Source organism: Sphingomonas dokdonensis (genome assembly GCF_002197685.1).
Taxonomy (GTDB): domain Bacteria; phylum Pseudomonadota; class Alphaproteobacteria; order Sphingomonadales; family Sphingomonadaceae; genus Sphingomonas; species Sphingomonas dokdonensis.
Genome location: NZ_NBBI01000001.1, coordinates 666,535 through 691,677 on the forward strand (window position 1 = coordinate 666,535; position 25,143 = coordinate 691,677).

Genomic DNA, 25,143 nt, shown 5'->3' on the forward strand with positions numbered 1-25,143 from the left:
ACGCTTCTCCTCCCCGGCAGGTCTTTCGAGAAAAGGTTTCAGGGCATGGCGTTGTTGAACGACGAACAAGTGATGTTGCGGGACATGGCCCGCGAATGGGCGAACAATGAATCGCCCACCACGGCTTTCCGCAAGCTGCGCGACGCGGCGCCTGCAAAGGGCTTCGATGCGGAGGCATGGACCACCATCGGCCAGATGGGTTGGTCCGGCATCGTCATCCCCGAAGAATTCGGCGGTACGGCGTTTGGCTATCTCTCGCTTGGTCTCGTGGTCGAGCAGCTCGGGCGAAATCTCGCAGTGTCGCCGCTGTCGTCTACTGCCGTGGCGGCCAGTGCGATCGTGATGGGCGGATCGGACAAGTCGAAGCAGGAATGGCTGTCGAAGCTCGCTGCCGGTGAGGCGGTGGCGACGCTCGCCATCGACGAGGGGCCGGTTCACGGCGGCGCGATCACTGCAAGCGTATCGGGCGGCAAGCTGACCGGTACCAAGAAGTTCGTCGCCGAAGGTGATGGCGCAGACGTGTTCGTGGTTGCTGCTGCCGATGGCCTGTACCTGGTGCCCGCCGGCGAGGGCGTGTCAGTCGCCTCGCGCAAGATGGTGGACAATCGCAGCCATGCGGATGTGACCTTCACCAATGCGCCGGCGGAGAAGCTGGGCGGCACCGATCTGACTCAGGCGATCGTCGACCGCGCCACCGCCGTCACCACCGCGGAGATGCTAGGCATGGCGGACAGCGCGTTCAACCAGACGCTCGATTACCTCAAGCAGCGCGTGCAATTCGGCCAGGTGCTCTCGACGTTCCAGGCGCTGCAGCATCGCATGGCCAAGATGAAGACCGAGCTCGAGCTGATGCGCTCCGCGGTCGAGGGCGCGCTGGAGGCGATCGACGCCGGGCGGTCCGACGTGGATCAGGCAGTGAGCCTCGCCAAGGCGGTGGCGAACGACACGCTTCGGCTCGTCAGCCGCGAGATGGTGCAGCTGTACGGCGGCGTCGGCATGACCGACGAATATGATGCGGGCTTGTACCTGAAGCGCTCGGCAGTGCTCGAGAACATGTGGGGCACGGCGTCGTACCACCGCGATCGCTTCGCGCGCCTCAACGGTTATTGAAACCTGTTCCAACTAATGGGTACGGCGGCGGTGATCCCTCAGGATCGCCGCCGTTTTTCTGTGGTGCCTCTCTTTTCGAACACTTTCGTGCTTGACCTTGGGGAACCTGCGTCGTCTATTCGATGAACGGGTATGGCGCAGCTAGATGCCAACCCAGCATGGGAGAGAGAAATGGCGAAAGTATCTTTCGCCCGGGTGAGCGCGGCTGCGCTTGCTTGGGTCATTGCGATCGGCTCGGCACAGGCACAGATCGGGGGAGATCCTACCCCGGCGCAGACCTCTCCGAATGTTGATCAGGCAAGCTCGGCCCCCGACATCGTCGTCACCGGCACGCTGATTCGCGGCACGCCCGAAAATCTCGCCGTTCCCGTCGATGTGATCTCCAGCGAAGAATTGGCCAAGCAGGGGGCGCCGAGTGCGGTCGACCTGCTGAAGAATCTGACGGTCGCAAACGGCACGGTGGGCGACGCCAACCAATTCGACAACCGCGCGCAAGGTTCCGAAGGCGTCGCCTCGGTCAACCTGCGCGGACTTGGGCCGCAACGCACCCTGGTCCTGCTGAACGGCAAGCGCATGGTCCCGTCGGGGCTCGGCATTCCGATCGTCGACGTGAACATGTTTCCTGTCGCTGCGATCGGGCGCATCGAGATCCTGAAGGACGGTGCGGCCGCCACCTATGGCTCGGACGCGATCGCCGGCGTGGTCAACTTCATCACCCGAACCGATCAGGAAGGTTTCCTCGTGTCCGGCGATTACCGCTGGATCGATGGCTCAAAGGGCGATTACGGCGGCGCCGCTTCGTTCGGCCACAAGCAGGACGATTTCCGCGTGTTCGCGGCGGTCGGTTATCAACGCCGCTCGGAACTGCGCTTTACCGATCGCGATTTTGCCATCCGGCCATATCCCGAAAACCCGCAGGGTGCGTGGACCGGCGGCGGCAACCCGGGCAATTACGATTTCAACGGCACGGTGGGCGGCATCAACCTGACGACCGACCTTGGCTGTGAGGGATTGGGCGGGTTCCGTAGCGCGCCGGGATCAAACACGGATCGCTGCTTCACGAATTTCGGCCAGTTCGATAATCTCATCGAGCCAGAGGAACGGATGCAGGCTTATGTCGAAACCGAGTTCGACGTTGCCGATAACGCGTCCTTGCGCCTCACGGGTCTTTATTCCTTCACCAACACGCGCGTCACCAGTTCGCCGAGCTATCTGCCGACCCTGCCGCCGTCCACCAACGCGGCGTTCGGCAATGGCTCGTTGTTCGTGATCCCCGGCTATGCGCCCGCGCTGCGCGATTATTGCACGCTGTACGGTGCGCAAGCGGGCTGCTCGCGCGGGGCCTCGGGCGCGCTAGACAGCGCGATCGGCCTGCCGGTGCTGTTCCGCCCATTCCTGCTGAGCGGCAATCCGCTGTTCAAGAATGGCAGCAACGATCGCGGCTCGGCGGTGTCGAAGCGCGATACGGAAGCCTTCCGCTTCACCGCGGACGTGAACGTCCAGCTGTCGAGCAGCATCGACTTCGCCACCGGCTTCACCTTCAGCCAGTATGATCGCGATTACGATGGCACCGACTCGTTTGGCGATCTTCTGCAGAATGCGCTGGCCGGCTTCGGCGGGCCGAACTGCGCTTATGCGAGCACGGCCTCGCGCGCGGGGCTGACGCCGGTTCAGCTCGCCGGGCTGGCCGGCACCAACGGCTGCACGTTCTTCAATCCGTTTTCGACCAGCGTATCGGCCAATGCCGTGTCCGGCGTGACGAACCCGAATTTCGCCGGGTCGCGCAATCCGGCGGGCTTCAATCTCGCGCCGGGTGCTGGGTTGATCAACGACCTGTCGACGATCGACCTGTTCTTCCGCACGCCGAATACGAAGATCCGGACGCAGCAATATGTCGCCGACATTTCGCTGTCGGGTCGGACGGGGCTGCGCCTGTGGGCCGACGACGACGTCGGCTTCGCTTTCGGTGGGCAGTATCGCAAGAACACCTTCCAGCGCCGCCTGAATGCGGATGCGAACATCGCTACTAATCCATGCCCCGGGACGCCGCTGAACCCCAATGCGACGTGCAATCCGCGCACTGGCGCGCTCGGTTTCCTGGGCACCAACCCCGATCAGGATGCCGACGCCGACGTTTATGCGCTGTTCGCCGAATTGCAGGTGCCGATTACCAATGCGGTCAACCTGCAGCTGTCCGCTCGCTACGAGGATTATCGCGGCGCGGTGGGCTCCACCTTCGATCCGCAGGCGCGTCTGAAGATCGAACTGACCGACTGGCTCGGTTTGCGTGGCGGCGTTGGCACCAGCTTCCGCGGGCCGCCGCCGCAGAACCTGTCCGGCTCGGTCGTGTCGCTGCAGGTGATCGGCACCGGCTTCCGCGCCGTTGAAGTGTTCGGCAATCCCAATCTGACGCCGGAGAGCGCGACCACCTACAATGCCGGCGTGCTGATCGATCGCGGGCCATTCAATGCCAGCCTCGATTACTGGCGCTATGAGTTCGCCGGACCGATCGAATCCGAGCCCGTCTCGGGCCTGACCAATGCGTTGTTCGGCGCAAATGGCGTGGCCAATTGCGGCAACCCGGCGTTCGCAGCGCTTCAGTCGCGCTTCACCTTCAACGCGGCGGGATGTGGCATCAACAATGTCAGCCGCTTGCGCACGCAGGTGTTCAACAGCGCCGACGTGAAGACCTCCGGTCTCGACTTCACCGCCAGTTACCGTGGTGAGCTTGGCCCGGTTGAGATGATGGTGGGCGGCGCGGCCACGTATGTGATCGACTATAAGGTCAATGATCTCCTGGTGGAGGGCGTGCTGGTCCAGCCGTCGTTCGACGCGGTGGGCAAGCTGAACTTTCAGACGACATCTTACCCCATCCCGCAATGGCGTGGAAACTGGTACGTGCAGGGCGACAGCGGGCCGCATTCGCTGCGGCTGCAGTTCAACTATGTCGACGGCTACACGGACCAACGCGGCGCCGGGATCTTCGGGCCGAACCTGGGCGCATTGGGCGGGGTCGCCAACACGCGCGGCAAGGAGATCGGCTCGTGGCGCACGTTTGATGCGACCTACCGGCTCGCGCTCGACAGCGGCACGACCTTCACCCTTGCGGCGGTAAACATCTTCGATCGCGATCCACCGTTCGCCCGGCTGGATCCAAACTACGACAGCTTCACCGCATCGCCGCTCGGTTTCACTTTGAAGGCGGCCGTTTCGCAGCGGTTCTGATGGCATGGCGGCAATGTTTGTAGCGAAACATTGCCGCCAGCATGACAGGCTGACTTAGCGCCGATGCTTGGCTAAGATTTCGCCCGAGAATAGAAAAAAGGAGAGCAAGATGGATGCCAGCACCACCTGGTCGCAGGACGAGCGCGACGCGCGGGCTCTCCGGCGCAGAGGCTGGACGCTGGCACTGCTGACGATCGCCTATTTCTTCAGCTTCATGGATCGGCAGATCCTCGCCATCCTGCTGGAGGCGATCAAGGCGGACCTGAAGCTTTCCGATACGCAGCTCGGCCTGCTCTCCGGCCTGATCTTTGCCTTGTTCTACGCAACGCTCGGCCTGCCGATCGCGCGGCTGGCGGATCGATCCAGCCGCAGCAACATCATCGCGATCAGCCTTGCCGTCTGGAGCGGCATGACCGCGCTATGCGGGCTGGCGCAGAATTTTACCCATCTGATGCTGGCGCGCATCGGTGTCGGGATCGGCGAGGCCGGGTTCGGCCCGCCGAGCCAGTCGATCATCGCGGATCTCTACCCACCCGAAAAGCGCGCGAGCGCCATGGCGATCTATTCGTTGGGGGTGCTGCTGGGCGGCGGGCTCGGCATCGTGATCGGCGGCTTCGTCGCGCATTCGTACGGCTGGCGTGCTGCCATGATGGTGGTCGGTTTGCCGGGCATTCTGCTTGCCATCATCATGAAGCTGTTCGTCGTGGAGCCGCGCCGCGGCCTGTCGGACGGGCAGGCACCGGCCGCGCCGGCGGATGCGCCTGCCATGGGGCTGTGGAAGGGCATTGCCACCTTGTGGCATAATCGCGCCGCCTTTCACTTGGTGGCGGCGATCACGATCACCTCGCTGGTCGGCTATGCCGTAACCGGCTGGGGACCAAGCTACATGCAGCGCTCGCTCGGCATGTCGATGCTGGACGTTTCCAAATATGTCGCGCTTCCCGCTGCCTTTGTTGCCGGCTTTTCGGCGATGATCGGTGGCTGGTTCTGCGATCGCGCGGCCAAGAGCAAAGGGATCTATGCGCAGAGTTTCGTGGTCATGATCATGAAGCTTGTCGCCTTTCCCTTCGCGCTCGGCTTCTACTTCGTCGACAATCTCGTGCTGGCGCTCGGCAGCTATTTCGTCGCGGCTATTTTCGCCGGCGCGTATATCGGCCCGACCTATGCGATGATCCAGCATCTGGCGCCGCTGCGGCTGCGCGCGACCTGGGCGGCGCTGACGCTGTTGTCGACCAGTCTGCTGGGGCTGGGCGTCGGGCCGTTCGCCGTGGGGCAGGTCAGCGATATGCTGCGCCCCACCTATGGCGCGGAGTCGCTGCGCTGGGCGATGTTCTCGGTAGCGATGCTGACGCCTTGGGGCATCTTCCACTATTGGCGGGCGGGCGTGCTGATGAAGCGGCAGGAGGCAGCCGCCTGAGCGATCGCTCGGGCGAACTGGCGGGATCCGGGAATCCCGCCGGGTCGCCATCGCTGTTCTGTTGCACTTGATCTGATACGGGCGGCGCGGCTTTCACGCCGACGCCGCTCGAGCGATCGACGCCTACTGAACGGCCAAGCCGCGGCCTCTCCAGATTAATGATGCCGGCGGGTGCGCGGCTCAGGCGTCGATCACGCGCTCGTCGAACATGCCAAACGCCAGCGTCGAGGCATAAAGCGCCACGGCGCGCTCGCGCGGCATCGCCCAGGCCCATTTGCGCATGTCGAACGCGGCATTGAGGAACGCCATCACCAACTGGCTGGCGACCAGCGGATCGACCGCGCGGATCGTGCCTTCCGCAATCCCGTCCGAGATCGTGCCGGCGAAACGGCGCGCAATCCGATTCGAGCGATCCACCATGGTCGCGCGCACTGAGGTCGGCAGTCCGCTGAGCGCGGTGGTGCGTAGCAGCGGCCCCGTTTCGGAGAATTGCACCTCCAGCAGCGTGGCGAACATCGCGCACAGCCGATCCCAATGCGATCCGCCGGCTTCGTCCGCCAGCCGCTGCGCCGCAGAGATCGTGTCGAAGCTGCGACGATAGCAGGCAATGACCAGGTCGTCCTTGGCATCGAGATGGTGGTAGAAGCTGCCCTTGGTAACGTTCAACTCACTGGCGATGCGCTGCACGGAGGCGCCGCGATAGCCAAGCTCGTTGATCAGCCGCGTCGCCGCATGAAGAAACGCGTCGCGGCCCTCCACCGAATCCTGCGGCAGGGTGAGGGGCCCAGCGGCCCAACTGGCGTTGCCGGCGGCGAGCCCGTGTCGGAACACGTCCATCACGCGCGCTTCGATCCGCGGTAGCTGATCCATGTCGTAGCGGTTCAGCCAGACCGGCAGCCAGAAGGTGTTCTCCATCAGCACATGCGCGCGCGCACCGTTCAGATCCGTCTGCGCGCGCGTGCTCGCCGGCCCCCACAGACCGCGCGCGCGGCGAAACACCTCACGCCAGCCCGCCATCAGACGGCCGCGCACCGGGTCCTCCATCGCGCGAAGATCCGAGAGCCCGGCGATCTGGCGTTCCTCGCCGCGCTGCACCCGCGCCAGCCGTGCCATGTTGAGCGCCACGTAGCGTTCGACGCGCGCTTCCGGCGTGTCCGCCTCCATCGCCGTGTCGAGCATGACGAGCAGATAGTCTAGCGTATGCTCGAACGCGGCGGCGGCGAGATCTTCCTTGCGCTTGAAATAATAGGTGACGCTGGTGGTGTTCAGCCCCACGCGACGCGCGACATCGGCAAAGGTCATGCCCTTGGCGCTTTGTTCGTTGATGGCATCGGCAGCGGCAGCGAGGATGGCCTCGCGCTTCGCTCGAAAGCGGCGCGTGCCCAGCTCCTCCCCAGCGCCGCCCGGTTCCCCCGTGGCTTGCATCCCATCAACTTTAGCGACAATTTTTCGAACGAACAGTCCTTTTATGAGGATGTTGCCGCCTCACCTGAAACATGGCGCTGCCGATCGATTCATGCGCTTGTCCGAAGATGCGGTACGCTTTACAGCCGGCGTCAAACAGCGAAGCGGAGGGATGCGATGGACTTCACCTTGACCGAGCGCGAGACCTATTTTCGGGACCGCGTGAAGGCCTTCATCGACGCGGAGATCGCGCCGCGCCAGGCCGAATATCACGAGCAGGCGCATCATGGCGACCGGTGGAAGGTCATTCCCGTCATCGAGGAAGTGAAGGCCAAGGCAAAGGAAGCCGGGCTGTGGAATTTCTTCATGCCGCCGCACTCCGGGCAGCAGCACGTCGACGACACCTTCGAGTTCGAGGGGACGCAGCTCACCAATCTCGAATATGCCTTGTGCGCCGAAGAGATGGGCAAGATCGGCTGGGCCAGCGAATGCTTCAATTGCTCCGCGCCGGACACGGGCAACATGGAAGTGCTGCACCGCTACGGCACGCTGGAGCAGAAGGAAAAGTGGCTGCGCCCGCTGATGAACGGCGAGATCCGCTCGGTCTTCCTGATGACCGAGCCGGCGGTTGCCTCGTCGGACGCGACCAATATCGAGACGCGGATCGAGCGTGACGGCGACCATTATGTGATCAACGGCGTGAAGTGGTGGTCGTCGGGCGTGGGCGATCCGCGCTGCAAGATCGGCATTCTGATGGGCAAGACGAGCTTCGAGGGCTCGCGCCACCAGCAGCAGAGCCAGATCCTCGTGCCGATGGACACGCCGGGCATCAAGATCGAGCGCATGCTGTCGGTCTATGGCTATGACCATGCCCCGCACGGCCACGGCGAGGTAAGCTTCACCAACGTGCGCGTGCCGGTGGAAAATGTGATCCTCGGCGAAGGACGCGGGTTCGAGATCGCGCAGGGGCGCCTTGGGCCGGGCCGCATCCATCACTGCATGCGCACCATCGGCGTCGCGGAGGTGGGCCTGGAGAAGATGGCCAAGCGCCTGCTCAGCCGCGTCGCGTTCGGGAAGCGCATTTCCGACCATTCGGTATGGGAACAGCGCGTCGCGCAGGGCCGGATCGAGATCGAGATGACGCGGCTGCTGTGCCTCAAGGCGGCGCAGACGATGGACGCGGCGGGCAACAAGGCTGCGAGCCAGGAAATCGCGATGATCAAGGTGTTCGCGCCCAACATGGCGCTGCGCATCCTCGACGATGCGGTGCAGGCGCACGGCGGCGGCGGCGTGGCGGAGGATTACGGGCTGGCGCATGCCTGGGCCTCGCAGCGCACGCTGCGTCTCGCCGACGGCCCGGACGAGGTTCATGCCCGTGCGATCGCGCGCAACGAATTCGGCAAATACGGCGACTGGAAGGCGGACATCGCCAACGACCGCGGCGCGCCGCGCAGCAGTGCCGAGGTGTCGAGCGGCGACATCGGGGTGTCGCGCTGAACTAGATTTGCGTCGCTCGCGCCGAGCTTCTCGCTGATCGTGCGGTCTGCACGACAGGCGAGGGGTTCGGCGCCGGCGGGGGCATGGGAGAGAGATCGTGAAAGCCGCAGTTATCTTCGAAACCAAGGCGCCGCTCCAGATCGAGGACGTCGTCGTATCCAAGCCCGGCCCGCACGAGGTGCTGATCCGCACTGTGGCGTGCGGCGTGTGCCGGTCCGACCTGCACTTCGTCGACGGCGCCTATCCTCATCCGCTGCCGGCGATCCCGGGCCATGAGGCGGCGGGCATCGTCGAGGCAGTGGGCAGCGAGGTGCGCACCGTTAAGGTGGGCGATGCGGTCGTCACCTGCCTTTCCGCCTTCTGCGGCCACTGCGAATTCTGCATCACCGGTCGCATGTTCCTGTGCGTCAGCGCCGAGACGCGGCGTGGCTCCAAGGCCGAGCCGCGGCTGAAGCTGGCGAGCGGCGGCAACGTCAACCAGATGCTGAACCTGTCGGCCTATGCCGAACAGATGCTAATCCACGAGCATGCCTGCGTGGCGATCGACCCGGAAATGCCGCTCGATCGTGCCGCGCTGATCGGCTGCGCGGTGACCACTGGGGCAGGTGCGGTGTTCAACACCACCGACGTGACGCCGGGCGAGACGGTCTGCGTCGTCGGCTGCGGCGGCATCGGCCTTGCTGCGGTGAATGCTGCCAAGATCGCCGGCGCGGGCAAGATCATCGCGCTCGATCCGGTGGCGGAAAAGCGCGCCGTCGCGGAGAAGCTGGGCGCGACGCACACCTTCGATCCGATGAAGGAAGGTGTGGTTGGCGAAGTGGTCGAGCTGACCAAGGGCGGCGTTCACCATGCGATCGAGGCGGTCGGTCGGCCGCAATCGGCGCAGACCACGGTGGACGTGCTGCGTCGCGGCGGCACCGCGACGATCCTCGGCATGATGCCGCTCGACCAGAAGGTCGGCCTGTCCGCCATGGAGCTTCTCTCGGGCAAGAAGCTGCAGGGCGGGATCATGGGGTCGAACCGCTTTCCGGTCGATATTCCGCGGCTGGTCGATTTCTACATGCGCGGCATGCTCGATCTCGACACGATCATCGCCGAGCGTCTGCCGCTCACCAAGATCAACGAAGCGTTTGACGAGCTCCGCAAGGGCGATGCGACGCGCAGCGTGATCGTGTTCGATCAATGAGCAGCGCCGTCGCGGAAGATACCAGCCTTCAGGCGGACGTCGCCGAGCGCGACCGGCTCGACACGGACAAGCTGTCGGCGTGGATGGAAGCGAACGTGCCCGGTTTTTCCGGGCCGCTGACCTATGCCAAGTTCGCCGGTGGTCAGTCCAACCCGACGTACAAGCTGATGACGCCGGGGCGCAATTACGTGCTGCGGCGCAAACCGATGGGCGAGCTGTTGCCGTCTGCGCACCAGGTCGATCGCGAATATCGCGTGATGAAGGCGCTGAACGGCACCGGCTTTCCTGCGCCCGAGCAATTCGGCCTGTGCGAGGACGACGGCGTCATCGGCTCGGCTTTCTATGTCATGGACATGGTGGACGGGCGCACGATCTGGGACGGATCCTTCCCCGGCATGACGGCCGAGCAGCGGCGCGACCATTACCATGCGATGATCGACACGCTGGCGGCGCTGCACAATGTCGATCACGAGGCGATCGGGCTGGGTGATTTCGGGCGGCCCGGCAATTATTTCGAGCGCCAGGTGAGCCGTTGGACGAAGCAATATCGCGGGGCCGAAACCGAGCATATGCCGGCGATGGAGCGGCTGATCGAATGGCTGCCGAAGACCATTCCCGAACAAACCCGCACCACGATCGTCCATGGCGACTACCGCTGCGACAACATGAAGTTCGCACCGGGGCTGGAGCCGCGCGTTGCGGCGGTGCTCGACTGGGAATTGTGCACGACCGGCGATCCGCTGGCCGATCTCAGCTATTTCCTGATCAGCTGGGTGACGGAGCCCGAGGGCCGCTCGGGCGTGATGGGGCTGACCGGGCCGGAGACGGGCATTCCGACGGTTGACGAGGTGGTGGCGCGCTATTGCGAGAAGACCGGGCGCGACGGGGTGCCCGACCTTAACTGGCTGCTGGCGTTCAACCTGTTCCGACTGGCGTCGATTGTCCAGGGCATCCGCAAGCGGTTCCTGATCGGCACGGCATCAAGCGCGAATGCCGAGGCGACCAGCGCACGGGTGCCGATGCTGGCCGACGCGGCGTGGGACTTTGCGGTGAAGGCGGGGGCAACCCAGTAATTCTGCCTCTTCCCGCTTGCGGGGAGAGGGCCGGGGAGCGGGGCAGTGAGGGAGAGGTGCGGCTTTTGACTGCCCCTCTCCACAGCCCTCTCCCCACACGTGGGGAGAGGGAGTAAGATGAATCTGTTCGATCTGGCCGGCAAGGTCGTCGTCATTACCGGATCCACCCGGGGCATCGGCAAGGCGAGCGCGATCGCTTGCGCCGAGCAGGGTGCCAAGGTGGTGATCTCCAGTCGCAAGCAGGACGCGTGCGATGCGGTGGCAGCGGAGATCAACGAACAGTTTGGCGCGGGCACGGCGATGGCGATCGCCGCCAACATTTCCGACAAGGCGGCGTTGCAGCATTTGATCGACGAAAGCCGACGCGCGTTCGGCCGGATCGACTGCCTGGTCTGCAATGCGGCGTCCAATCCCTATTACGGCCCGCAGGAGGGGATCGCGGACGAGCAGTTCCGCAAGATCCTCGACAACAACATCCTGTCCAATCACTGGCTCATCACCATGGTTGCGCCCGAGATGAAGGAGCGCGGAGAAGGCTCGATCGTGATCGTCTCCTCGATCGGCGGCCTGCGCGGGTCGACGGTGATCGGCGCCTATTGCATCAGCAAGGCCGCCGACATGCAGCTCGCGCGCAATCTGGCGCACGAATATGGCCCGCACGGCATCCGTGTGAACTGCATCGCGCCGGGCCTCATCAAAACCGATTTCGCCAAGGCGCTGTGGGAGGATGAAGCTGCCGTTGCCGAGCGCAACAAGGGCACGCCGCTGCGCCGCATCGGTGAGCCCGAGGAGATCGCCGGCGCGGTGGTGTTCCTGGCGTCCAAGGCCAGCGGCTTCATGACCGGGCAGACGATGGTGATCGACGGCGGCGTGACGATCTGATCGTCGGCGCGAGCGAGGGAGAAGATAATGGCAAGGTTCACCGGCAAATCGATCATCGTCACCGGCGCAGGGTCAGGCATCGGCCGCGCTGCCGCGACGCTGTTCGCGGCCGAGGGCGGGCAGGTGATCGCCGCCGACAAGAAGGGCGCGGAGGCGACGGCAGCGGCGATCCGTGACGCCGGCGGCACCGCGCATGGCGTGGACATGGACGCCGGCAACGAAGAGGATGTGGTCCGCACGATCGCGCTCGCCTGCGACAAGTTCGGCGGGCTGGACGTGATGTTCGCCAACGCCGGCATCTCGGGCGGCATGGCCAACATCTTCGATACCGACGTGTCGCTGATCACCGAGGTATTGCGCGTCAACCTGATCGGGCCGTTCCTCGCGATCAAGCATGCCGCGCCGCGCATCGCCGAGCGGGGACAGGGCGCAATCATCCTGACCGCCAGTGTCGCCGGCATCCGCTCGGGCGCGGGATCGCCGGCTTATTCGGCGAGCAAGGCTGGCGTCATCAACCTGGCGCAGGTGTCGGCGCAGCAATTGTCGGGGTCGAACGTGCGCGTGAACGCCATCTGCCCCGGCCTTACCGAAACGGGCATGACGCAATCGGTGTTCGACTATGCGCGCGAGGCGGGCAAGATCGACCGCGTGGGACGGCTCAACCCGTTGCGCCGTGGCGCGGCGCCGGAGGAACTGGCCCGCGTCGCGCTGTTCCTGGCGAGCGAGGACGCCAGCTACGTCAACGGCCAGGCGATCGCCGTCGACGGCGGGCTATCGTCGAGCCATCCGGTGACCAAGCAGGAATACGGCCGCACCTCCGCCTGAGACGTAGCGGGCGGGTAGCGGTTCCGGCGCCATGAAGGCTGGAACCGCTACCCGATTGCGCGAACCGGCTAAGGCTTGCCAGAGCTCGGCGTGCGGTCAGTCGGCGCGACATGCCCCGTCGGGTTAAGCCACGCTCGCCGTCCAGCGGTCCACGACCGTGCCGAGCACGCCGAGCGGCATGCCGCCCGCCTGCACGACCGCGGTGTTGAAGCCGCGCACGTCGAACTTGCCGCCGAGCTTCGCCTTGGCCGCATCGCGTAGGCGATTGATCTCGTTATGCCCGGTCTTGTAGCCGAGCGCCTGACTCGGCCAGATGCAATAACGGTTGATCTCCGATCGCGCGCGGCTCTCGGTGTAGCCGGTCGCCGCCATCAGCCAGCGGATCGCCTGATCGATGGTCCAGCGCTTGTGATGGAGGCCGGTGTCGACCACCAGCCGCGCGGCGCGAAAGTTCATCGATTGCAGATAGCCGATGCGGCCAAGCGGATCGCCTTCGTAGAAACCGAGCTCGTCGCCGATCTGCTCCGCGTACAGGCCCCAGCCTTCCGAATAGGCGTTGAAGCCCAACAGCGTGCGGATCAGCGGCAGATCGAAGGTGTATTCGCCCTGCCAGATATGGCCGGGGATGCCTTCATGGAAGGTCAGCGTGGCAAGTTCGAAGCGTGGCCAGTTCGCCGTATCGCGCAGGTTGATGTAGTAGATGCCGGGCGTCGAACCGTCGATCGCGCCGGGACCAGCATAGCCGTTTGGCGCGCCATTCTGGATCGCGGGCGGCACCCGCTTGATGACCAGATTGCCGCGAACCAGCTTGGTGAACGCACGCGGCAGGCGCGGGCGCAGCTTCGCCACCACGGTGTTGAGATACGCGAGCAGCTCGGCACGCCCCGCATCGGTGTTCGCGTAGAGCAGGTCCGGCCTCTTGCCGAGCGCCGCCAGCCGTTCGCCCGGCGTGCCCTGCGACAGGCCCTGCGCGCGGAGCAGCGGATCGAGCTCGGCGGCATAGGCGCGGCATTGTTCGAGGCCCGAGGCGTGGATCTCGTCGGGCGTCCGCTCGGTCGTGGTGGCAGCCTCGGCGAGCCACGCATAGCGATCCGCGGCGTCGGGCAGGTGCCACATGCCGGCGTCTTTCGGCGCGCGCGGGAGGAAACTTGCGAGCGTGTCGGCCTGCGCGGCGAGCGCGGGGGTGATCCGGCGGTCGACGATGGTGGCGGCGCGGGCAGCCCAGTCGCCCGACAGCTTCGCTTTGCCGAGCTTTTCGGCAAAGCTGCGGATCATGCCCTGTTCGGCCGCCGGCTGGGCGGCGCCGGCGCGTAGCTGGGCGACGGTGATCTGGTTGAAGGCGGCGGGCAGCAGGACGTCCTTGCCCGCATCGGCGCGCAGCCGCTCGGTTTCGTCGGCAAGCTGGACCGCATACGCCTCCAGCCGCGAAAGATACGCCTCCGCATCGGCGCGCGTCGCAACGTTATGCTTGTTCTCGAGCAGGTCGGGCGTGTCGACAAAGGCCCCATTGCCCTGCGTCACGACATAGGGAGTGGAGCGATAATTGTTGTTCGACAGGAACGCCATGTCGCCCACCGGCATGCGGCGCCAGCCGTCGAGTGCGATGCGGTGCGCCGCGGCGACCGTATCCACATGGGTGGCGACCGCCGGCGAGAGCGCGGCACGATCGACGCGGGTGAGTTCGGCAAGCCGCCGTTCGGCGCCGGCGCGCCGCGTGGCCTCGGCGGCTATGCTGCGATCGGTCAGCTTCGCCTTCAGCGCGGCACGCTTCCCGGTGTCAATGCCGAGATAGGCGGCGCTTTCGGGATACGCGCTGAGCAGCGCGTCGGCCTGACGGTCGAGCAGGGCGAGCGCCTGAGCATCGGCCGGCGTGGCGACCGAGGTGGCAGCGCGGGCGGGCAGGGCAGCGGCGGCGGTGACGGCGGCAGTGCCGGCCAGGAACTCACGACGATTGGTCATGCGGGACTTTCGATGGTTTCGAAGGCGACGCTACCGCGCGGCCAAGCCCCCGTCACCCCTTACACCGTCACCCCGCCGGGGCGTCGCCGGCGGGTGCGTCGCTATTCCTTGGGCGTGCGCTGCCGGATCAAGCCCTCCTGTGCGACGCTCGCCACCAGCCGCCCGTCCTGGGTGAAGATCTTGCCGTGGTTCATGCCGCGCGCGTGGCCGGCCCATGGGCTATGGGTGGCGTAAAGCAGCCATTGATCGGCGCGGAACGGCTCGTGCAGCCAGATCGAATGGTCCAGGCTGGCACTCTGAAAGCCCGGCGTCGTCCAGTTGACGCCATGCGGCAACATGCAGGTACCGAGCAGCGCCATGTCCGACGCATAGGAAAGGATCGCGCGGTGCATGGCGGGATCGTCACCGATCGGCGCGACCACGCGAAACCAGCTGTGCTGGATCGGATCGGTCGGCGTCGGGTTGAACCACTTGCGCGGGTACACCGGGCGGATCTCGATCGGGCGCGGGCGGGTGACCATCCGGCGTTGCCGCTCGGGCAGGTTCACGGCGTCCTTGGCACGCAACTCCGCCTCGGTCGGCAGCGTTTCCGGCGCGGGCACGTCCGGCATCTCGTCCTGGTGGTGAAAGCCCTCCTCCGGCGCCTGCAGCGAGCAGGCGAGATTAAGGATCGGCGCGCCGCGCTGCATGGCGATGACCCGCCGGGTGGCGAAGCTGCGGCCTTCGAAATCGCGCACCACGCGGTAGATGATCGGAAAATTTTCGTCGCCCGGCCGCATGAAATAGGCGTGCAGCGAATGCGCGATCTTGGGCTCGTCGGTGGAGCGCTGCGCCGCCTGCAGCGCCTGTGCGATCACCTGCCCACCGAACACGCGGCCGACACCGCCCTTTGATCGACGCCCGCGGTACAGATCGGTGTCGATCTCCTCCACATCGAGAAGGTCGACGAGGTCGGCGGCGAGCGCTTCGGGGCTGGGTATGTCGGTCATCGGTGCTCCCGCACCCGCAGTGATCCCCGGGCGCTTGCGGTGCGATTGGTAAAGGCGCCCCTGCCGTTCGACAGGGGCGCTCGGTCGCTCAGTAGCCGGCTGCCTTGGCGAGGCGATCGGCGTGGAAGTTCGCGTCACCGAACAGTTCGGCGAGGACGCGCTGGCGCTTCATGTAGAAACCGATGTCATATTCGTCGGTCATGCCGATGCCGCCGTGCATCTGAACGCCTTCCTGCACGCTGAGCATCGTGGCGAGCCCGGTCATCGCCTTGGCGACCGAGACGGCGCTGTCGGCCTTGTCATCGCCCGCGTCGAGCAGTTGCTGAGCCTTCAGCACGGCGGCGCGCGCCACTTCCATCTCGCTGTAGAGATGCGCGGCGCGGTGCTGGAGCGCCTGGAAGGTGCCGATCAGCGTGCCGAACTGCTTGCGCTCCTTCAGATAGCCGACGGTCATGTCCATCGCGCCCGTGCCGACGCCCAGCATCTCGGCGGCGGCGCCGACCTGGCCGGCGCGCAGCAGGCGGCCGAGCGGCGTGCGCCCCGCATCGACCTCGCCGATCACCGCATCGGCATCGACCTCGACCCCGTCGAACTCGATGCGGGCAGCGATGCTGGCGTCGGTCAGCCGTTCGCCCGTGGCGGTCATGCCCGCGGCATCCTTCGGCACGGCGAACAGCGTGACGCCCTGTTCGTCGTCGGCCGCGCCGGCCGTCCGGGCAGCGACGATCAGCACGTCGGCGACATGGCCATGCTGGACGAACTGCTTGGCACCGGTCAGTTTGAAGCCGTTGCCAGACCGCTCGGCCTTCATCGCAACGGCGTTGCGGAACTTGGCGCCTTCGTCGATCGCCAGCGCGGCGACCGTCTCACCGGCAACGATCCCGGGGAACCAGCGGTCCGCATGCGGCGTGCCCTTCAGCGCCTCGACGGCGGCAACGGCGGTCTGAAGGAACGGCGATGGCGACAGGTTGCGGCCGATCTCTTCCAGCACGATGCCCGCCTCGACATGGCCGAGACCGAGCCCGCCCTGCGCCTCGTCGATCAGGATGCCGGTGAAGCCCATGTCGGCGAACTGCTTCCACAGGTCGCGCGAGAAGCCGGTCTGATCCTTGTCGTCCCGCAATTTGCGCATGTGGCTGACGGGGGCGGAATCCGCCACGAAATCGCGCGCGGTGTCGCGCAGCATGGTCTGATCTTCGTTCAGAAAAAGAGGCATCGTTGGTCCCTTTTACGCCCCGGCGCAGATGCGCGCCGGGGGAGGTGGGAAGCGGCGGCCGGCCAGAGTGAGCGCCACCTGCTTCCCGTTCATCGTCTGGCGAGCGCGCCCTCCCCGCAGGAAGGGCGAGCCGATCACGCGCCCGGCAGCTCCAGGATGCGCTTCGAAATGATGTTGAGCTGTACCTCGCTGGTGCCGCCCTCAATCGAGTTCGCCTTGGTGCGCAGCCAGTCGCGGGCCGGTGCACCGCCGCGCGACCGCTCGCTTTCCCATTCAAGGTTGTTCGAGCCGCCCGATGCCATCAGCAGCTCGTGCCGCGACTTGTTCAGCTCGGTCCCGTAGTACTTCATCATCGACGGTTGGGCAGGGTGCGCACGGCCGGCCTTCAATTCGTCAATGAAGCGTTCGGACTGGGCGGCGAACGCCTTGGAGCGGACCTCGAACTCGGCGATCTTGGCCCGCAGCAGCGGATCGGCGAGGCGGCCGTCGTGATCGAGGCCGACGGTCGCAATCGCGCCGTCGATCAGCGGGTTCTTGCCCCCGCCGCCAAGGCCCATGTTCGAGATCATCTCGCGCTCGTGCCCGAGCAGATACTTGGCGACGTCCCAGCCCTTGTTGAGCTCGCCGACCAGGTTTTCCTTGGGCACCTTCACATTGTCGAAGAAGGTTTCGCAGAAGGGCGAATAGCCGCTGATCAGCAGGATCGGCTTGGTCGAGACGCCCGGCGTCTGCATATCGAACAGAACGAAGCTGATGCCGTTGTGCTTGTTGGTCTTGTCCGTCCGGACGAGGCAGAAGATCCAGTCGGCATGATTGGCGTAGCTGGTCCACACCTTCTGCCCGTTGACCAGGAAGTGATCGCCCTTGTCCTCCGCGCTCGTTGCGAGGCTGGCGAGGTCGGAGCCGGCGTTCGGCTCCGAATAGCCCTGGCACCAGCGGATCTCGCCGCGCGCGATCTTGGGCAGATGCTCCTTCTTCTGCTCTTCGGTGCCGTATTTCAGCAGCGCCGGCCCGAGCATCGAGATGCCGAAGGAGGACAGCGGGTTGCGGCACCGCAGCTTCGCCATTTCCTCGCGCAGGATCTTGGTTTCGGCGGCCGTCAGGCCGCCGCCGCCATATTCCTTGGGCCAATCGGGCACGGTCCAGCCCTTGGCGCCCATGGCATCCATCCACTGCTTCTGCGCCGGGGTCATGGCGCTCTGGTCGCGGCCACCCCAGACGCTGTCTTTTTCGCTGCGGATCGGCTCGCGCATCTCGGGCGGGCAGTTCGCCTCGAGCCACGCGCGCGTCTCGGCGCGGAACTGATCAAGATCGGTCATTCGCTTGCTCCTTCGCGGGTCTTCTCGCGCAGATGTTGGATGAGTTCGATGGTGTGGCCTTCCGGATCGTCGAGGAAGGCGATGCGCATGCCGGGGAGATCCTCCGGCGGGCGAACGGCGATGCCACCGGCGGCGATCGCGCGATCCCAGGCAGCGTGGATGTCGCGGGTCGAGAGGCCGAGCGGCCCGTGATTGTCCCCGCGCACCAGCGTGCGGCCGTCGGTGTGGTGGTAGAGGACGAGCGTGAAGGGGTCGTCGGGAAGGCCGATCAGCACTTCCTCCAGGCCCGGCAGCACGATGCGGTTGCGCTCGGTGAAGCCGAACGCCTCGCCGTAGAAGGCGACGGCGCGCGGCAAATCCTCGACGACGAGCTTGGTGAAGATGATGCGTCCGACCGTCATCGCGCGTCTCCTGCCGCATCGTGGATGTCGCGCGCCGCGGCGATGGCGGTACGGTCGGCGTAGAGGTCCGCAATCACCTGGACGCCGATCGGCAGCCCGTCGGCATCCTTGCCGATCGGCACGCTGGTGGCGGGCAGCATCGGGAAGGTGGCGAGGCCGGGAAAGACGAACTGATGAAAGAACTGCGTGTCCGCGCCATCGATCGACAGGCGACGCGTGGCCAGCGGCGTCGGATCGTGCGGGAAGGCCGTCATGCCGACGGTGGGAGCGATCACCGCATCATAGGTTTCGAACAGGCGACGCCACTGGCGCTGGTTGCGCGCCTGTTCGTCGTGGAGGTCGAGCCATGGTTCGAGCGCGGGGGCCGCCTCGCCGTCGGGACGTGGCGCACGGCGCGACATGGCGATGTTCAGCATCTGCCAATAGCCGGCGTGCTGGCGTTCGAGATCGGGCAGGAGATCGCTATCGGTGTCGACGGTGGCCCCGGTTTCGCGCAGCGCGTTTGCCACCCCTTCGAGCGCATCGACGATGGACTGCTGCACCTTGGCCATCGGATGGTTGGTGAGGAGCAGGAAGCGCCACTCGCTGCCGTGGCGCCGTGCCGGCGCGAGCGGGTGATCGGCCACGACGCCGAGCGCCGTTTCGAGATCGTCAGCGTCGCGCGCCATCGGGCCGAGCACCGACAGGACGGTGCGCGCCCCATCGGTGCCGGGCATGGTATGGCCCTCGGTAGGAATGACACCCCAGGTGGTCTTGTGCCCCCACACGCCGTTGAAGGCGGCGGGGACGCGGATCGAGCCGCCGATGTCGGAACCGAATTCTAACGGGACCATCCCGGCGGCAAGCGCCACCGCCGATCCGCCGGACGATCCGCCGGCGACCCGATCGGGGTTCACCGCATTGTTGGTGCGGCCATAGACCGGATTGTCGGACTGGAGATCGGACAAGGCCGGGGGCACGTTGGTCTTGCCCAGGATGATCGCGCCGGCCGCCTTCAGCCGGCGAACGGTGACCGCGTCTTCGCCAGCGATGAAATCGCGATGCTCGGCAAAGCCGAAGGTGGTCGGCAGGCCGGCGACGTCGTAGCTTTCCTTGATCGTCATCGGCACGCCGAGCAGCGGGCCATCGAACCCGCCCGCGATGCGCGCGTCGAGCGCGGCAGCGGCGGCGCGGGCGCGATCGAAATCACGCACCACGATGGCGTTGAGCGGCCCGTCGCGTTCCTCGATCCGGGCGATCGCCGCCTCTGTTTCCGCCAGCGCCGTGGTGGCGCCGGAGCGGACCGCCGCGGCAGTCTGGAGGGCGGTGCGCTCAGTCATGGCCGGAGGCTCCTGTGCCCGCCTGACCGGCGCGCGCGAGCACGCCAGCCGCACAAGCGGGGAGGCGGCACCACGTAGCGGCGGGCAGGGCGGGGCACGTTGCGGTCACTTCAGCGCGCTGCCAGACTCGGCGGCGGTCTTCAGGCTCTCGGCGACCTTGAACTTATGCTTTTCAAGACCTTCGACGACCTTCTTCAGGCCGACTTCGTTCTGCGCCCAGAACATCGGGCCGCCGCGATAGACCGGCCAGCCATAGCCCATGATCCAGACGACATCCACGTCGCTGGCGCGCTGGGCCTTGCCCTCTTCGAGGATCAGCGCGCCTTCGTTGACCATCGGGTACAAAGTACGCTCGACGATCTCCTGATCGGTGATCTCGCGCTTGGGCAGGTTCGATTTGGCGCGGAACTCCTCGATGATCTCGAGCGCGCGCGGGCTCGGCGTGGCGTTGCGCTTCTCGTCGTAATCGTAATAGCCCGCGCCCTTCTTCTGGCCCCAGCGGCCCTCGGCGGCGAGTGCATCGCGGATGCTCTCGATCCGGCTCGGATCGCGGTGCCAGCCGATGTCGACGCCGGCGAGGTCGGCCATCTGGAACGGGCCCATCGGCATGCCGAAGTCGGTGTGGACCTTGTCGATCTGCTGCGGGGTCGCGCCTTCCATGAGGAGCTTGTTCGCCTCGATCTGGCGCGGGCTCAGCATGCGATTGCCAATGAAGCCGTGGCAGACGCCGGCGACCACCGCGACCTTCTTGATCTTCTTGGCAAGCGCCATGACGGTGGCGAGCACGTCCTTGGCGGTCTTCTCGCCGCGCACCACTTCGAGCAGGCGCATGACGTTGGCGGGTGAGAAGAAGTGCATGCCGACCACGTCCTCGGGACGCTTCGTCACCGCGGCGATCTCGTCGACGTTGAGATAGCTGGTGTTCGACGCCAGGATCGCGCCGGGCTTAGCAATGGCGTCGAGCTTGGTGAACAGCTCCTTCTTGACGTCCATATTCTCATACACCGCCTCGATGATGAGATCGCAGTCGGCGAGGTCATCGAGGCTGAGCGTCGGGGTGAGCAGGCCCATCGCCTTTTCCGGCGCATCGGGCTTGATCCGGCCCTTGGCGGCCGACGCCTCGTAATTCTTGCGCATCACGCCGGTGCCGCGATCGAGCGCGTCCTGCTGCATCTCGACGATGGTGACGGCGATGCCTGCCGACAGGAAGTTCATCGAAATACCGCCGCCCATCGTGCCGGCGCCGATCACGCCGACCTTGTTGATCGGGCGCAGCTGCGTCGTCTTCGGATCGACGTCGTCGATTTTCGCGGCCTGGCGCTCGGCGAAGAACAAGTGGCGCTGCGCGGCGGATTGGGTGCCCTCCATCAGCTTGACGAACTCGGTGCGCTCGAACTTCAGGCCCTCATCGAACGGCAGCTCGCTGGCTGCGACGACGCAAGCGATGTTGGCGGCGGGTGCATCGAAGCCGCGCATTCGGCGACCATGCTTCTTCTTGAATTCCTCGACCGCCTGCGGGTCCGGCGCGACCGTCTTGTCGCGCACGCGCGGGATCGGCTTCTTGTCGGCGATCTCGCGCGCAAAGGCGATCGCGTCCGCCTCCAGCGAGTCCTCGCCAACCACGCGGTCGACCAGCCCGACCTCGGCCGCCTTCTTCGCCGGGATCGGATCGCCGATCGCAACCATCTCGATCGCCGCCTTCACGCCGACGATTCGCGGCAGGCGCTGCGTGCCGCCAGCACCGGGCAGCAGGCCGAGCTTCACCTCCGGCAGGCCCATCACCGCCGATGGTACCGCCACGCGATAATGGCAGGCGAGCGCGACCTCGCAGCCGCCGCCGAGCGCCGTGCCGTGGATCGCGGCGACGATCGGCTTTTCGCTCGAATCCATCATCACGATCACGTCCTGCAGCGACGCGCCCTTAGGCGGCTTGCCGAACTCGGTGATGTCCGCGCCGGCGAAGAAGGTTTTGCCGTCACAGCGGATCACCATCGCCTTGATGGCGGGATCGTTGATCCCCATGCTGACACCCTCGTTCAGCCCATCGCGCACGCCAGCGCCCAGCGCGTTGACCGGCGGGGAATCGGAAATGATGACGAGGACATCGTCGTGGCGCTCGAAACGGACGGGGGAAGTCATTGTGCAATCGTCTCCAATTCCAGGTGGCGGTAAGAGCCGGAAGGGCCCGGACCGTAGCGTTCAGTTAAGCGCGGAATAGATCATCGTCTTGAGTTCGCGCCGGATGGGATAGATCATGCTCGGCGACAGCTGCGTCATGAACACCATGGACAGCCGTTCGACCGGATCGATGAAAAAGGCGGTCGAGAACATGCCGCCCCAATAATATTCGCCGACGCTCCCCGGCATCATCGAGCGGGCAGTGTCGATCGTCACGGCAAAGCCCAGGCCGAAGCCGGTGCCGGCATTCTGCGTCTCGCTGAACAGCGACTTCGACATGGCCGACAGATCGGCGCCGTTCGGCAGATGGTTCTGCGTCATCAGCTGGATCGTCTTGCGGCCGAGGATGCGCACGCCGTCGAGCGTGCCGCCATTGAGGCACATCTGGCAGAAGCGGTTATAATCCAGCGCGGTGGAAACGAGCCCGCCGCCGCCGGATACCAGCGTGAACGGCTTGGACCACATGCTCTCCTCGGCCCGGTCGAACATCACGCGGCCCTTGCCCGGCACCAGCGTGTAGCAGTCCACGAGCCGGTCGAGCTTCTCGCTCGGCACGGTAAAGCCGGTGTCGTTCATGCCCAGCGGCTTGAAAATGCGTTGTTCGAAAAATTCGGGCAGCGACATGCCCGACACGCGCTGCACGACGGCGCCCAGCACGTCGGTCGACACCGAATAGTTCCAGCTCGTCCCCGGCGAGAATTCCAGCGGCAGCTTGCCCAATTCGGCGACAAAACCGTCGAGATCGTGATTGCCGTGCCAATTCTCGAGCTTCAGCTCGCGATGCGCGGCATCGATGTTGGAACGGTTCTGGAAACCGTAGGTGAGGCCGGAGGTGTGGCGCAGCAGGTCAACCATGCGCATTGGTTCGTCGGTCGGCCGCGTCATGAACGGCACGCCCGCGCCGCCGCCGGCGTACACGCCCAGCTTCTTGAACTCGGGCAGGACGTGATGGACCGGCGTATCGAGCGCGACCTTGCACTCCTCCACAAGCATCATGAACGCCACCGACGTGATCGGTTTCGTCATGGAGGCGATACGGAACATGCTGCCGTCGTCGATCGTCGCCGCGCCGCCCTCGCGCGCTTTGCCCTGCGAGGAAAAGTGCACGATCTCGCCATCGCGCGACACCAGAAGCTGGGTGTGCGGGAACTCGCCCGAATCGAGGTACCGTTCTTTCAGGAACGTATCGATCGCGGCAAGGCGCTCGCCATCAAACCCGTGCTTCTTCGGTGATGCGATCTTCATGGCCCCTCCATACCCCGGCTTCTAATTGCGCCTCTTCCTATCGCTTGAGCGGGCGCGGAATCAATCCTAACGTGACGCGGCAAGCGAGTGAATTTTACGCGTGGGAGAATCTGACGTGGCGACGCAACCTCAACCTGCATCCTGGCCCGCCATGTCGGTGAAGGAAGCCGAAGCGGTGCTGACCGCGCCGGGCGCGAAGTTCGAGATGGAAACGGTAACGATCCGCGGCGTGCCGACGCGCGTGTGGAAGAATGCGCCGCCGCACATGGCCGCGCTCGTTGCGCTGTCGCAGACGCATGGCGAGCGGCTGGCAACGATCTACGAGGATGAGCGGGTCAGCTACGATGCGCAGTTCCGCGCGATCGCGGCACTTGCGGCCGATCTCGCCGCGGGCGGGGTGAAAAAGGGCGACCGCGTGGCGCTGGCGATGCGCAACCTGCCGGAATGGATCGTCGCCTTTTTCGCCATCACCGTGTCCGGCGCCGTCGCGGTGCCGCTCAACGCGTGGTGGACGGGCGACGAGCTGGCATACGGCCTGGAGGACTCCGGCGCCACCGTGCTGATTGCCGATGACGAGCGGTGGGAGCGGATCGCCCCGCTCCGCGCGCAACTGCCGGGTCTCCGCCGCGTGCTCGTCAGCCGCGCCGCCGCCCCGCTGGAAGGCGCGGAGCGGTTGGAAGAGGTGATCGGCATCCCGCAGGACTGGGCGCACCTGCCCGCCGGCGCGCTGCCCGATGCCGCGCTCGAGCCCGAGGACGAGGCCACGATCCTCTACACCAGCGGCACGACCGGCAAGCCGAAGGGCGCGCTTGGCACGCATCGCAATTTCATGACCAACATCCTGTCGACCGGCTATGCCATGTCGCGGTCGATCCTCCGCCGCGGCGATCCGCTGCCCGAGCCGAGCCAGAAGGTCGCGTTGACGGTGATCCCGCTGTTCCATGCGACCGCGCTGTCCTCCGGCCTGATGGGCGCGATGGCGGCAGGCCACACCATTATCTACATGCGCAAGTTCGAGGCCGTTCGCGCGATGGAGATCATCGAGCGCGAAAAGGTGAACTCCACCGGCGGCGTGCCGACCATCGCCTGGCAGCTGCTCGAGCACCCGGATCGGCACCGCTACGACCTCTCCAGCCTTGAAACGATCGGCTACGGCGGTGCGCCGTCCGCGCCCGAGCTGGTGCGCAAGATCGCCGCCGAGCTGAAGTCCGCGCCCGGCAACGGCTGGGGCATGACGGAGACCACTGCCACCGTCACCACGCACTCGGGCGAGGATTACCTCCACCGCCCCGAAAGCTGCGGCCCCGCCGTCGCGGTCGCCGATCTGAAGGTGACCGACGGCGACGGGCGCGAACTGCCGCCGGGTGAGGTGGGCGAGCTGTGGGCGCGCGGGCCGATGATCGTGAAGGGTTATTGGAACAAGCCCGAAGCGACCGCCACCACCTTTGTCGACGGTTGGGTGCGCACCGGCGATCTCGCGCGGCTCGACGAAGAGGGTTTCTGTTTCATCGTCGATCGCGCCAAGGACATGGTGATCCGCGGCGGCGAGAACATCTATTCGAGCGAGGTCGAGAACGTCCTCTACGATCACCCTGCCGTCACTGATTGCGCGCTGATCGGCATTCCGCATCGCACGCTGGGCGAGGAGCCGGCCGCCATTGTTCACCTCGCGCCGGGCACGACGGCAAGCGAGGCGGAGCTTCAGGCATGGGTCCGCGATCGGCTGGCCGCCTTCAAGGTGCCGGTCGCGATCCGCTTCTGCGACGAAATGCTGCCGCGCAACGCCAACGGCAAAATCCTGAAGCGCGATTTGAAGGAGCTGTTCGAGGATCGCGCCGCCGCCTGAAGCGTTACAGTGGCGGAACGAGGGGTCTTGTGAAGTCACATGCGAACGAAGG

General features: G+C 65.7%; 18 protein-coding genes. 9 read left to right on the forward strand and 9 right to left on the reverse strand.

Annotated elements, in window-relative coordinates:
• Positions 1-45: 45 nt before the first annotated feature.
• The 3 genes from SPDO_RS03115 (at position 46) to SPDO_RS03125 (ending at position 5,752) form a co-directional block, all read left to right on the forward strand.
• Positions 46-1,110, forward strand: a complete 1,065-nt coding sequence (locus SPDO_RS03115; RefSeq protein WP_088365943.1) for an acyl-CoA dehydrogenase family protein — start codon at positions 46-48, stop codon at positions 1,108-1,110.
• 171 nt (positions 1,111-1,281) lie between these two features.
• Positions 1,282-4,335, forward strand: coding sequence for a TonB-dependent receptor plug domain-containing protein (locus tag SPDO_RS03120; RefSeq protein ID WP_158212135.1), 3,054 nt, complete (start codon positions 1,282-1,284; stop codon positions 4,333-4,335).
• 109 nt (positions 4,336-4,444) lie between these two features.
• Positions 4,445-5,752 carry a spinster family MFS transporter gene (locus tag SPDO_RS03125; RefSeq protein ID WP_088365945.1) on the forward strand — a complete coding sequence of 436 codons (1,308 nt, stop codon included), beginning with the start codon at positions 4,445-4,447 and terminating at the stop codon, positions 5,750-5,752.
• Between the two features lie 180 nt (positions 5,753-5,932).
• Here the strand turns inward: SPDO_RS03125 and SPDO_RS03130 are convergent, their stop codons facing one another.
• The gene (locus SPDO_RS03130; RefSeq protein WP_088365946.1) at positions 5,933-7,177 is read right to left on the reverse strand and encodes a TetR/AcrR family transcriptional regulator; all 1,245 of its coding nucleotides are present in this window, start codon (positions 7,175-7,177) and stop codon (positions 5,933-5,935) included.
• Between the two features lie 156 nt (positions 7,178-7,333).
• Here SPDO_RS03130 and SPDO_RS03135 point away from each other — a divergent pair, with 156 nt between their 5' ends.
• From SPDO_RS03135 to SPDO_RS03155, 5 genes are all read left to right on the forward strand, one after another.
• The gene (locus tag SPDO_RS03135; protein ID WP_088365947.1) at positions 7,334-8,653 is read left to right on the forward strand and encodes an acyl-CoA dehydrogenase family protein; all 1,320 of its coding nucleotides are present in this window, start codon (positions 7,334-7,336) and stop codon (positions 8,651-8,653) included.
• A gap of 94 nt (positions 8,654-8,747) precedes the next feature.
• On the forward strand, positions 8,748-9,839 hold the full coding sequence (locus SPDO_RS03140; RefSeq protein WP_088365948.1) for a Zn-dependent alcohol dehydrogenase: 1,092 nt from the start codon (positions 8,748-8,750) through the stop codon (positions 9,837-9,839).
• Positions 9,836-10,912, forward strand: a complete 1,077-nt coding sequence (locus SPDO_RS03145; RefSeq protein WP_088365949.1) for a phosphotransferase family protein — start codon at positions 9,836-9,838, stop codon at positions 10,910-10,912. Before SPDO_RS03140 ends, SPDO_RS03145 begins: the two co-directional genes overlap by 4 nt.
• 117 nt (positions 10,913-11,029) lie before the next feature.
• On the forward strand, positions 11,030-11,794 hold the full coding sequence (locus SPDO_RS03150; RefSeq protein ID WP_088365950.1) for an SDR family NAD(P)-dependent oxidoreductase: 765 nt from the start codon (positions 11,030-11,032) through the stop codon (positions 11,792-11,794).
• A gap of 27 nt (positions 11,795-11,821) precedes the next feature.
• Positions 11,822-12,619: an SDR family NAD(P)-dependent oxidoreductase gene (locus SPDO_RS03155; protein ID WP_088365951.1), complete on the forward strand. Its 798-nt coding sequence runs from the start codon at positions 11,822-11,824 to the stop codon at positions 12,617-12,619.
• 123 nt (positions 12,620-12,742) lie between these two features.
• Here the strand turns inward: SPDO_RS03155 and SPDO_RS03160 are convergent, their stop codons facing one another.
• From SPDO_RS03160 to SPDO_RS03195, 8 genes are all read right to left on the reverse strand, one after another.
• Positions 12,743-14,578 (reverse strand): DUF885 domain-containing protein, encoded by a 1,836-nt coding sequence (locus SPDO_RS03160; RefSeq protein WP_088365952.1) that lies wholly within the window; start codon positions 14,576-14,578, stop codon positions 12,743-12,745.
• A gap of 101 nt (positions 14,579-14,679) precedes the next feature.
• Positions 14,680-15,567 carry an acyl-CoA thioesterase gene (locus SPDO_RS03165; protein ID WP_088365953.1) on the reverse strand — a complete coding sequence of 296 codons (888 nt, stop codon included), beginning with the start codon at positions 15,565-15,567 and terminating at the stop codon, positions 14,680-14,682.
• 88 nt (positions 15,568-15,655) lie between these two features.
• On the reverse strand, positions 15,656-16,783 hold the full coding sequence (locus SPDO_RS03170) for an acyl-CoA dehydrogenase family protein (protein WP_088365954.1): 1,128 nt from the start codon (positions 16,781-16,783) through the stop codon (positions 15,656-15,658).
• 134 nt (positions 16,784-16,917) lie between these two features.
• Positions 16,918-18,102, reverse strand: coding sequence for an acyl-CoA dehydrogenase family protein (locus SPDO_RS03175; protein ID WP_088365955.1), 1,185 nt, complete (start codon positions 18,100-18,102; stop codon positions 16,918-16,920).
• Entirely contained in the window at positions 18,099-18,503 is a 405-nt protein-coding gene (locus SPDO_RS03180; RefSeq protein ID WP_088365956.1) for a VOC family protein, read from the reverse strand. The genes SPDO_RS03175 and SPDO_RS03180 overlap by 4 nt, the downstream gene beginning before the upstream one ends.
• Complete coding sequence (locus SPDO_RS03185; protein WP_088365957.1) at positions 18,500-19,822, reverse strand: amidase family protein; 1,323 nt, start codon at positions 19,820-19,822, stop codon at positions 18,500-18,502. The genes SPDO_RS03180 and SPDO_RS03185 overlap by 4 nt, the downstream gene beginning before the upstream one ends.
• A 105-nt stretch (positions 19,823-19,927) precedes the next feature.
• Entirely contained in the window at positions 19,928-21,961 is a 2,034-nt protein-coding gene (locus tag SPDO_RS03190; protein ID WP_088365958.1) for a 3-hydroxyacyl-CoA dehydrogenase NAD-binding domain-containing protein, read from the reverse strand.
• Positions 21,962-22,021: 60 nt separating this feature from the next.
• Positions 22,022-23,245, reverse strand: a complete 1,224-nt coding sequence (locus tag SPDO_RS03195) for a serine hydrolase domain-containing protein (protein WP_088365959.1) — start codon at positions 23,243-23,245, stop codon at positions 22,022-22,024.
• Between the two features lie 151 nt (positions 23,246-23,396).
• Between SPDO_RS03195 and SPDO_RS03200 the strand changes: the two genes are divergently transcribed.
• Entirely contained in the window at positions 23,397-25,091 is a 1,695-nt protein-coding gene (locus SPDO_RS03200) for a class I adenylate-forming enzyme family protein (RefSeq protein ID WP_088365960.1), read from the forward strand.
• Positions 25,092-25,143: the final 52 nt, after the last annotated feature.